The following is an 11,475-nucleotide window of genomic DNA, read 5'->3' on the forward strand; positions in this document are numbered from 1 at the left end:
TTATACATTGGCATCTCTCAAATATAAAAATCGCGTATCTGCGGCCAACTTTAGGTAGATGCCCTACGTGTTCCCGGCGTGTTCACTTTACGTCTACGGCTTAAAACAACCAAGATGGGCTCACTCCACATGGATAGCACCAGATACTAAAACCGGTGGAAAGCCACTCTAGCAGAGGCACGCGGCTGTACGAACAGGGATTCGTGTAGACGAACTGTACAGGCATAGATACCAGGAGATCACGACTACCGCGATGTAGTCATCGCTTCGGCAATCTCCGATAGACTTCTTTGCGATCGCCGATCTTTACGACCAAAACGAGAAGCTCCTGATCGTTGATCTTATACAGAATGCGGTAATCCCCTGAGCGGACGCGATACAGATCGTCCTCGCCTGTGATCTTCTCTACACCGTGCGGACGCGGATCATCAGTAAGCTTATCGATTCGCCGACCAATTTGAGTCCGAATGGGCTTGGGCAAGGCCTTGAGTTGACGTTCAGCAGCTGGCGCAACTTCGACTGTATAGGCCATGACCCCGCCTTACAGCCCAAGTTGCTTCTTGAGCACCGACCAGGGTTTGGTGCCCTTCTTCTTGGCTTCGGCAATTGCAGCGCGGGCATCACCCAAATCCATGCGATCCTCTAAGTCCCGCAACAGCTCCACATCTTCCACGGGTACCATCGCCACTACCGCCTTACCATGCCGTTCGACCATAACGCGCTCTTTAGTGTAGGCCACGCGGTTGACCGTTTCAGCGAACACTTTCCTGGCTTCACTAACCGTAAGTGCCGACATTGCGTTCCCTCCCCTTCATTTCGTACAATATGTACAAAATATACAACTTGGACAAGAGGCTGTCAAGCCTTATCGATCCATGCCAAGACAGCGGAAGAGTTGCAAACTTTTCGTTCCTCCCTGAATCATAAAAGACCCGAATATACATAGAAACCCTACGTGTTCCCGGCGTGTTCTCTTTTCAGCAAAAATCGCCTAAATCCACCTGAATTCGACCTGTCAAAACTGATCACGAAACACAGCGAAAGACCGCTCTTGGAGCGGCGTTCAGCTATTCCGTCAATGGCTTGCACGGTGAGGTCGGAAAAGATTAGAAGGCTGATGCTCTATCCGACTGAGCTACGGGCGCCCTCTTGAGGTTGTGAGTTGAGAGTGTTGAGTTCTGAGTTGGGAAACAGTTCCTGTCCGTATGTGTCCTAACTCAACACTGAACACTCACAACTCAGAACTCGTCGAAGGGGGTTGGTCGGGGCGAGAGGATTTGAACCTCCGACATCCTGCTCCCAAAGCAGGCGCGCTACCGGGCTGCGCTACGCCCCGACGTTGCGATTCTAAAGGGAATGCATTGTGCCCTACTCGCTCGAATTCTTCAAGTAATACAGCGCCGCCGGTGCGACAATCCACCAGTTCACTAGCGAACAAGTTGGTGCGATATTCAAAATCTCGTGATGAAGTGGACCCGGACCAACCACCGTAAAGTACCAGAGAATAGTACGCTCGCCGATCGCTTGTCGGAGCCGCTGGGCTAGCCAGTACGTATATATAGTGTTCGGACAGACGGAGAGGTGCGGTTTGAGTCCTATCTCAGGTGTCCCTATCTCCAAGCCACCTCGTGTGGGATCTCTCCTGCGACGGCAAGCGACATTCAGGACATCTGCCCAGACATCCAGGCGAAGATCTCTAGCTGATGGTCAACTGCAAAATGAACCAGGCGGAGAAATGATTCATGCGGGGAGGGTAAAGAGGGGCAGGAGGTGTACGCCTCCTGCCCCGTACTTATCAGATTGCTCCAGTCACAGAATCCTCTAATATACAGACTCTTGCATCTGACCACGCACACACCAGACGTTACCGGCACTGCCCTTACTGCTTGTACCCACAAGGCCATCCTGGAAGTTTACGCCAAACGCGCTAGTAGTACCCACAGCACTCGCTGTCGCCGACCAGTAGGTGGCCGTCTGCACACCTGTAAACACTGCTCCTGGGACATACGGCGCCGGTAACGACGGATCGATCAGACTCGTCAATTCCACCACCGAAGGCAGCCGCCAGCCGCGCGTGTTCCCGACATTCTTGTTGATACACTGCAAGCGGGCATTGCTCCAATCCGTGGCCGGAGTGGATGGGGTTTGTTCCCACACGAGACCAGTGCTGTTGTCCCTCACAGCCGCGTTATTGTCCGCCAAGACGGTAAAACGCGGCAACGCCTGATTCGCCGTTGCGCCTCCGGAGGCAGGGGCTGGACCACCATTAAGCTTCGCAAGGATTTCGTCAAGTTTGGTCATGATTTGCTTAAACGGATTCTTATAGGCACGGTCGTGCGCCTGCACAGAGGTGATTTCCCCGCCAAAGTTTGCCAAGACAAGCCCTCCTGCAAAGACTACCACCCCGACTCCACTCAACCATCTGTTCGATTTGCCTCGCATTGTCCGCTCCTCCTTTGGTGATGTGGTGATTGCAACGATTGACTGTCTCTCGGCCCATGTTTCATCATGCATAACACGTCCCTCCTCAACATCTTGTCGTTCTTGCCTTGCCTCTGCCCTCTCTACCTCGCATAACTTCATTGCTGAGGCTCCGCATCCTGTTCGACCACCCAGTGCTGTTCGATGATCGTCATCGCTTTTTCCCGCACATCGTCGTTCTCGTCATCCAGTGCCACAATCAGGGGATCCATCGGAGCTTGGGCTCCCTGCTGCGCCCACGTATCCAGGGCTCCGAGCCGCACAGAGACTTCCGGAGCGTCCAGCGCCTGCGCGATCCAGGTAGGCAGGGCCAGATACTCGGGCAGTGTCAGCTCTCCTTGGGCTGCTGATGCTGGCGCATTATTTGACGAGAACGCTTCGGCGAAAGGCATGCGGCTCGTTTCCGGAGTGTTCTGCGAAACGGGCTTGGACTCGGATGACATTCCCACGCTAGCGCGGGCCTCCGGATTCGACGTGTGGTCGGATACCCCCGGTCCACAACCGGAAAGGCCTGCGAGAACCATCATACACAAAAACCACGCCAGGCCCGGAAAGAGCTGAAGCGGAAGATGCTTTGATGAACACATGTTAGAAGACATAGAGACGGACAAATCGACATGACAAGATACAGCATAATTATCTACGTATGATGTGCCTAGCATATTTCATTAACACTTTCGTACTGCCTAGCGAACCTTCGCGACTCTTACTCTCCCGTAGCGCAATCGCCGTGCCATCAGGGAACCGTTCAGATTCGGTGTGGCTAAACCCGATGAGAATCCATCGACTTGGCTCAATTCGATGGGAGAAGTTACTGTGGGTTTGTCCTGTTCTAAGCCCAAGAAGTGCCGAAATTGGCCCCTTGGAGCACAGAAATTGGACCCGCAGAATATGCCGTAAAATGGCTTTCAGAGCCAGTTTGCGCCAAACGATATGGCGGCCATCGTTGGACTAGGAATCTTTGTGCTTCACATCCAATATTGCAGGAACACTATGGAAGCTGGCTGGAGGGTGCGCCTCTTGGATGATGCCTGAATCCCCTCTCTGAGCCATGCGCACTCAGGATGCCAACGACGCGCGAATGCGGTACAGCGCAGCATTGAGTACGCAGCCGGTCGTGTGGTGGGTTGTGTTGTTGAAGGCGGGGGGTCCACTCTCTCTTGTTCTGCGCGGACAGTATAAATATCGTATGCGACGCCAGGCGTCTGGTTGCTTTTTATCTTTGCTCGCGCACCAAGGAGAGGAGCATGAGGCCTTAATGCAAAGGCCAAGATGATTAGACAGAAATGAAGAGAGACAAGAGAGTACAGATCTGAGAGCTGAACTACGTATAAACACAGAGGATTGCTGCTCCGATCAAGAACTTCAGCAATCCTCTTATTTACGCGCTATGCCCCGCCAGACTGAAGAATGATTCATCGGCATTCATCACCGATGAGAGAGGATCCTAGACCCGGTCACCCATTGACGAACGACTGTTGACCAAGGCGTTTCACAATTTCTCGCATTTTGGTGAACGCCTTTGCGCGGTGGCTGATCCTGTTTTTGTGGTCTGCCGATAGCTGCGCCAAGGTCATTCCTAATTCTGGGATGAGAAACACAGGATCATATCCGAATCCAGCTGTTCCGCTTGCCTCTTCTGCAATGAATCCGTCCAACGTCCCTCGTACCACCCGTATTCCGTCTGAAGGCAGAGCGAGCGCAGCGACTGTTAAAAAGCGGGCGGTTCGTTGTTCACGAGGCACGCCCATCAGCTCTCGCAGCAACTTTCGACAGTTGTCTTCGTAAGTCGCCCCTTCGCCAGCATAACGGGCAGCGTACACACCCGGCCGTCCTCCAAGCGCATTGACTTCCAGCCCTGTATCGTCGGCGACAGCCGGCAGCCCCGTATACTCGGCAATGGCGCAGGCCTTCTTGACCGCGTTGGCCTCACAAGTATCCCCGTCTTCGACCACCTCAGGAGCCTCCGGAAATTCATCGAGAGTTCGGATCGTGACGCCCAATCCTCCTAAAAGCTGAATGAGTTCTGTTGCCTTATGCCGATTATGCGTCGCGAGTACCAATTCAAAGATCATGCTCACGGCCCTATTCCAGCTCTCCGATCAGATCCTTCTGCAGCGCGGTGAGAGTCTGAATTCCGCCCCATCCTATGGCCATAAACTGATCCATTTCCTGCTTGGCAAAGGGGGTCCGTTCCGCCGTGCCCTGAACTTCGACGTAGCGCCCTTGGCCGGTCATGACGATATTCATATCGACTTCGGCCATCGAGTCTTCCGTATAGGCCAGATCCACGAAGATCTCCCCACCGACTTTTCCCACACTAATGGCAGCGAGGTAATCCGTCAAAGGACGTTTCTTGATCAAACCCTTCTTTTTGAGGACGGTACAGGCATCGGCCAAGGCAATGAACGCGCCTGTGATCGACGCAGTTCTGGTTCCTCCATCAGCCTGGATCACATCGCAATCGAGCCAGATTGACCGTTCTCCCATCTGACCCATATCTGTCACTGCACGAAGTGCCCGTCCTACGAGACGTTGAATCTCCAATGTCCTGCCGCCCTGTTTTCCTTTGACCGCTTCACGCGGAGATCGCTCATGGGTTGAACGGGGAAGCATCGAATACTCTGCCGTCACCCATCCTTGCCCTTTCCCCTTCAGGAAGGGAGGAACCTTCTCTTCGATAGAAGCCGTGCAGATCACTTTGGTGTCGCCCATTTCGATGAGTACAGACCCTTCGGCATGTTTGATGAAATTCCGCGTCACTTTTACCGGACGTAGCTGATCGTTTCGCCGCCCATCGACACGCAAGAGACCCGTCGAGCTGTTCATTGATCCACTCCCCTCTATGGTGCCGCGCATTATAGTGAAGGACCTACTAAAGCGCAATGAAGACGGTGTCACGCCCAGATCACGAGTAGCGCAGGACGGAATGCTCGGTGCTCCTGTCACGTTTCCCGGTCGATTGTACAAAAGTACGCGGCGCGAACGGCTAATTGTGTACGGACCTGCGCGTACTCCGGCCGAACGATCCACCAGATTCCAAAGTAATAGGGCGAGTGCCTCACATGAAAACACGGTCGCAGCGATGAATCCAGGCGCTTCCACACTACGGCGACGTCATCCGGTGAGACGCCCGCACGATGCAGCTTTTCGCAATATATTGGCACAAAAGGTGCACATGGCTTTACAGTTCTCCTGAGGTACCGGAATAACCTGACACAAGTGAGCATCCACCGAGGCTAACAGCGTTCTCCTTCATATCTATTTACCTCATATACACGGTTCAAAGTCATGACATTGCTTCTTGACCAATCTGTCCAGCAAGCTCTTCTTGAACTCAAGCGTGTTTTGATCATCGACGACGAAGAACCGATCCGCCGGTTGCTGGGATATATGCTGCAAACCCATGGGTATGAGACGGTGCTCGCCTCCGATGCGCGTGAGGCACGGACGCGGTTAGAGGAACAGCCCTTTGCATTGATCTTGTGCGATGTGAATATGCCCGGTGAGTCCGGCATGGACCTCATCCGCAGTGTCCTGAGTCAACATCCTCATACCGCCGTAATCATGGTAACCGGTCTCGACAGTTCAGTGCTGGCAAACGCGGCGCTGGACATGGGTGCCTTTGGATACATCGTGAAACCGTTCGAATCCAATGAAGTCATGATCAATGTAGCCAATGCGCTCCGCCGCCGCCGGCTTGAGCTGGAAAATCACTTACACCGGGAGAATCTGGAAGACGTCGTAAGAACCAGAACCATGGCGCTCCAGCAAGCGCTCGAGTGGCTTGAGCGAAGTGAGAAGGAACTGCGTCTCTCACGGGAAGAGACGATCCAACGACTTGCCATCGCAGCCGAATACCGGGATAGCGCCACGGCACAGCATATCCAGCGCATGAGTCACTACTGTGAATTGCTTGCCAGGAAATACGGGCTGTCCGCTGAACGATGTGATTTGATCCGCACGGCCAGTCCGATGCACGATATCGGGAAAATTGGCACACCGGACCATGTGCTCCTTAAGCCCGGCAAGTTCACAATGGAAGAATTCAACGTCATTTCTCAACATGCGGAGATCGGCTACCGCATACTCAACGGATCGGACGCGGAAATCCTCAAAGTGGCGGCATCGATCGCCTGGACTCACCATGAACGGTGGGACGGCAACGGCTATCCGCGTAAGCTGAAAGGCGAAGCGATTCCCGTGGAAGGACGGATTGCTGCGATTGCCGACGCCTTCGATGCCCTGACCACACAACGGGTTTACAAACCTGCCTTCAGCCTCGACCACGCGGTCGAACTCATGACCAAACATCGTGGGGAGCATTTCGACCCTGAGCTTCTCGACGTCTTCTTCGCCTCGCTCAGCGATATCAAGCAGATTCATGACCAGTATGCCGACCAACTGCCGCGAAGAGCGGTTCCGAAATCCTAGCTTCTTTTCGTCATTTCGTTGACCGTTTTTCGGCCCACCGATATACTTTTGCCATCTCGTCAGGTACAGCCTCACGTACAGTCTCTCAGACCCTGTACCCATAACATCCTACGACCATGAAAGGGTTGCCAAGTATGGCCAAGAAAACGCCTGTGGCCTATAAACAGGAGACAACTCGCAATTGGATCGCCTACCTGTGTGAATTTCTGGTCACGTCAGGAGTCATGCCGACCTGGGAGGCTGCAACCTATCTGACGGAAAACCTGTTCGGAGAAAAGCCGAACCCCCGCCTCTTAGGTACGATTAACGCCTACGAAATGACGTCCCAATTTCTGCAGCGCCTATACCGCCCCCTCGTCGAGGCTGCATCACGCGACATCACCCTGCCCGATGGCGCCATACTGCACGTATTCACAGATACCAGCCTCACCGGAAAATCAGCGGTACTTGTCGTCTACATCTCTGGCGATACGCACCAGCACCAGTTGCTGATGCTGGACACAGTCAAAGCCTGGGAGCTCGTCTTTAGTGATTCAGCTGATGTAAATCGCTGGATGGAAGAACGATACCGTCGCGTAAGGTCTGCGCTGACCGTGGCGATTGGGAGGCCCGCCCCTGAGGCCGTATTGGCAGAAGCTTCCTAAGCCAACTCGTAGTTCAGATTCGGCGACAGCCAGCGTTCGATCGCGCGCTGGTTCATCCCCTTTCGGCTGGCATAATCTTCAACCTGGTCTTTTCCGATCTTTCCCACGGCAAAATACCTGGCCTCCGGATGGGCAAAATAGAATCCGCTCACCGACGCAGCAGGCAGCATGGCAAAGCTCTCAGTTAGCGTGATGCCGGTATTCTGCTCGACTTGCAGGAGATCGAACAGAAGCCGTTTCTCCGTGTGGTCCGGGCAAGCCGGATAGCCAGGGGCTGGTCGAATACCTCGATACTTTTCGCGAATCAGGTCTTCAGTTGAGAACTCCTCGCCCTTGCCGTATCCCCAGGCATCCCGCACGCGCTTATGGAGCGATTCCGCAAAGGCTTCGACTAGACGATCTGCCAAGGCCTTGGCCATAATAGAATTATAATCGTCGTGGTCACGTTCGAACTCTCGGCATACAAGATCCACTCCGAGTCCTGTCGTCACGGCGAACGCCCCCACATAGTCTGCACGCCCGGACTCTTTCGGCGCGACAAAATCCGCAAGCGCAAAACTCGACTGCCCTTGCGGCTTCTCCGATTGCTGACGCAGGGTATGGAACGTTGTCACGACTGCCGTACGAGAATCGTCGGTATAGATCTCAATATCGTCACCCTGGCTGTTGGCAGGGAAAATCCCGTAGACCCCTTTGGCCGTGAATAATCGTCGGTCCACAATCTTGCGGAGCAGGATCTGCGCATCATCGTACAACTCCTTGGCCTTCGAACCGACAACAGGATCTTCAAAAATGGTCGGGTAACGTCCCCTCAATTCCCACGCGTGAAAGAACGGCGACCAATCAATGTAGGGAATCAGCTGGTCCAACGGCTGCTGCGGCACCACCTTCAGCCCGGTAAAAACCGGTATGGGGATATCGACCTCAGCCCAATCGGATTGGAATCGATTGGCCCGCGCCTGCGCCAATGTCCAGAGAGGTTTGGCTCCTTTGTCCTGATGGGTTTGACGTATCTGATCATAGTCGGCGCGAACCTTCTTCGCGAAGTCATCCCGCAAGTTGGCATTCACCAGACTTCCGACAACACCCACCGCTCTGGAGGCATCCAGCACATGCACCACGGAGTGGTTATAGCCCGGAGCGATCTTGACTGCCGTATGGGCTTTACTCGTGGTGGCGCCACCGATGAGTAACGGCAGGTCAAAACCCTCGCGCGTCAGTTCGCGTGCCACGTGCGCCATTTCGTCGAGCGAGGGGGTAATGAGTCCGCTCAGCCCGATCATCGCGACCCCGTGTTCGCGCGCAGCAGCCAGGATCTGCTCACAGGGCACCATCACACCAAGATCGATCACCTCGTAGTTATTACATCCCAGGACTACACCGACGATGTTCTTCCCGATATCGTGCACATCGCCCTTGACCGTGGCGAGGAGAATCTTCCCATTCGAACTCGACGCCCCGGATTTTTGTTTCTCCGCCTCCATGAACGGCATGAGGTACGCGACGGCTTTCTTCATGACCCTGGCGCTCTTGACCACTTGCGGCAAGAACATCTTGCCGGACCCGAACAGATCCCCCACGATATTCATCCCCGCCATCAACGGCCCTTCAATCACCTGTAATGGCTTGGCATATCGTTGCCGAGCCTCCTCGATGTCCTGCTCGATGTAGTCGGTCATGCCCTTCACCAGCGCATAGGATAGGCGCTCCTCGACCGTGCCAGAACGCCACTCATCGTCTTTCACCACCGCCTTGCCCTGTTGCTTGACGGTCTCGGCAAAGGCCACCAGTCGTTCCGTTGCATCCGGCCGCCGGTTCAGCAGCACATCCTCGACCAGCTCTAGGAGATCCTTGGGAATTTCTTCATAGACTGCCAACTGCCCGGCGTTGACGATGCCCATATCCAGACCAGCCTTGATCGCGTGATAGAGGAATGCCGCGTGCATCGCCTCGCGCACTCGATTATTGCCCCGAAACGAGAAGGAAATATTGCTGACGCCGCCGCTCACTTTCGCCAGCGGAAGATGCTGCTTGATCCATCGAGTCGCTTCGAGGAAGTTCACCGCATAGTTGTTATGCTCCTCGATGCCGGTCGCCACGGTAAGGATATTCGGGTCGAAGATGATGTCCTGGGCGGGAAAGCCAATGCGCTCCGTGAGGAGGTGATAGGCCCGCTCACAAACCTCGATCTTGCGTTCATAGGTATCGGCCTGGCCGCGCTCATCAAACGCCATGACCACGACGGCCGCTCCATAGCGACGCACGAGTTTGGCCTGCTGGAGAAATTTGGCTTCGCCTTCTTTGAGACTGATGCTATTGACGACGGGCTTGCCCTGAATGTTCTTGAGACCCGTTTCCAGTATGTCCCACTTCGAGCTATCTACCATGATCGGGACGCGGCAAATATCCGGCTCCGACGCCACCAATCGGAGAAACTTCTCCATGGCGGCCTGGGAATCGAGCATGCCTTCGTCCATATTGATGTCGATGATCTGAGCGCCCCCTTCGACCTGTTGCCGCGCCACCGAAAGTGCGGCGTCATAATCGCCTCCAAGAATCAATTTAGCGAAGGCTGGTGATCCCGTCACGTTGGTCCGTTCACCGATGTTCACAAAGTTCGCTTCCGGAAGGATCGTGACCGCTTCCAGCCCGCTTAGTCTGGTGTGCGGTGCGACAGACGAAGGAACACGCGGAGGAAGACCTCTTACGGATTCAGCAATGAGCTTGATGTGTCCAGGCGTCGTCCCACAACAACCACCGACAATATTCAACCAGCCGTTCTGTGCCCATTCTTTCAACTGAGGCGCCAGGCTATCGGGTGTCTCAGGGAATCCCGTCGGCAACAACGGATTCGGCAATCCTGCATTTGGATGCGCACTGATATAAATCGGCGCAATGTGAGCGAGTTCTTCAATCAATGGGCGCATTTCTTTCGGCCCCAGGGCACAATTCATCCCGACGCTGAGCAAAGGCACATGGGAAATGGAATTCCAGAATGCCTCAACCGTCTGACCTGTCACGCCCCGATTACTACCGGCCTGGATGAAGGTGACTGAAGCCATGATGGGGACGCAGTATCCACCGCGGTCGAACACCTCTTGTATGGCAAAGAACGCAGCTTTGGCGTTGAGGGTGTCAAAGATGGTCTCCACCAGTAGAATGTCGGCCCCACCATCGAGTAAGCCACGAGCCTGGTCGCTGTAAGCCGCTACGAGTTCATCGAAAGTCGTTCCCCTCGCCCCTGAGTTATTGACGTCGGTCGAGATGGATGACGTCTTCGTCGTGGGCCCGATTGCGCCGGCCACAAAACATTGTCGCCCCGGTTGAGCGGCTTGAACTTTGAGTACGGCCCGCTTTGCGCATTCCGCACCAGCCCTGGACAGTTCATAGCCCAATGACTCCATATGGTAGTCCGCCAGGGAGATCGCCTGAGAATTGAACGTGTTCGTTTCGACGATATCGGCGCCGGCCTCCAGATACTGCCGGTGAATGTCCTCAACAATTGCCGGCTGGGTGAGGTTCAAAAGGTCGTTGTGGCCCTTCAGATCCTTTTTCCAATCTTTGAACCGCTCGCCACGAAAGGCCGCTTCATCCAGCTTCCGCTGCTGGATCATCGTACCCATCGCTCCGTCGAGAACCAGAATGCGTTGTTGCAATAACGTTTGTAACGATGCACTCATATGACTTTCTCCGCAGCCCAATCAGGCGTGATTGTGAAGGAAATTCAGCCATCATATCTGAGAGGTTCTGATGCCAGCAAGCAGTCCCGATCGTCGGTGATGTCACGCGACTTGTGTAAATTGGCGAAGGGTGCGCGGGCGCCACTCCAGGTTAAACCGGTTAAAGATGGAGAAGATCATCCGCTCCACGCTCTGCACGTTCACGAAACACACCATCGGGCGGGTCCGCCGTCGGA

General features: G+C 54.6%; 9 protein-coding genes and 1 tRNA gene. 2 read left to right on the forward strand and 8 right to left on the reverse strand.

Annotation, left to right across the window (positions count from 1 at the left end):
- Positions 1-259: 259 nt before the first annotated feature.
- The 7 genes from HZB34_02075 to rph form a co-directional block, all read right to left on the reverse strand.
- Complete coding sequence (locus HZB34_02075) at positions 260-532, reverse strand: type II toxin-antitoxin system RelE/ParE family toxin (protein ID MBI5314741.1); 273 nt, start codon at positions 530-532, stop codon at positions 260-262.
- Positions 533-541: 9 nt separating this feature from the next.
- Complete coding sequence (locus HZB34_02080; GenBank protein ID MBI5314742.1) at positions 542-796, reverse strand: type II toxin-antitoxin system Phd/YefM family antitoxin; 255 nt, start codon at positions 794-796, stop codon at positions 542-544.
- Between the two features lie 463 nt (positions 797-1,259).
- Positions 1,260-1,336: transfer RNA gene (locus tag HZB34_02085), tRNA-Pro, on the reverse strand.
- 485 nt (positions 1,337-1,821) lie between these two features.
- On the reverse strand, positions 1,822-2,442 hold the full coding sequence (locus HZB34_02090; GenBank protein ID MBI5314743.1) for a DUF1566 domain-containing protein: 621 nt from the start codon (positions 2,440-2,442) through the stop codon (positions 1,822-1,824).
- Positions 2,443-2,579: 137 nt separating this feature from the next.
- Positions 2,580-3,008, reverse strand: a complete 429-nt coding sequence (locus tag HZB34_02095) for a hypothetical protein (GenBank protein MBI5314744.1) — start codon at positions 3,006-3,008, stop codon at positions 2,580-2,582.
- Positions 3,009-3,938: 930 nt separating this feature from the next.
- Complete coding sequence (locus HZB34_02100; protein MBI5314745.1) at positions 3,939-4,556, reverse strand: XTP/dITP diphosphatase; 618 nt, start codon at positions 4,554-4,556, stop codon at positions 3,939-3,941.
- 10 nt (positions 4,557-4,566) lie between these two features.
- Positions 4,567-5,289: a ribonuclease PH gene (gene rph / locus HZB34_02105; GenBank protein ID MBI5314746.1), complete on the reverse strand. Its 723-nt coding sequence runs from the start codon at positions 5,287-5,289 to the stop codon at positions 4,567-4,569.
- Between the two features lie 483 nt (positions 5,290-5,772).
- Between rph and HZB34_02110 the strand changes: the two genes are divergently transcribed.
- Positions 5,773-6,915, forward strand: coding sequence for a response regulator (locus HZB34_02110; GenBank protein ID MBI5314747.1), 1,143 nt, complete (start codon positions 5,773-5,775; stop codon positions 6,913-6,915).
- Between the two features lie 134 nt (positions 6,916-7,049).
- Positions 7,050-7,559 (forward strand): hypothetical protein, encoded by a 510-nt coding sequence (locus tag HZB34_02115; GenBank protein MBI5314748.1) that lies wholly within the window; start codon positions 7,050-7,052, stop codon positions 7,557-7,559.
- On the opposite strand, the gene metH is transcribed toward HZB34_02115, so the two are convergent.
- Positions 7,556-11,239: a methionine synthase gene (metH, locus tag HZB34_02120; GenBank protein MBI5314749.1), complete on the reverse strand. Its 3,684-nt coding sequence runs from the start codon at positions 11,237-11,239 to the stop codon at positions 7,556-7,558. The genes HZB34_02115 and metH overlap by 4 nt on opposite strands.
- Between the last annotated feature and the right edge of the window lie 236 nt (positions 11,240-11,475).

The organism is Nitrospirota bacterium, from assembly GCA_016219645.1.
Lineage (GTDB): Bacteria > Nitrospirota > Nitrospiria > Nitrospirales > Nitrospiraceae > Palsa-1315.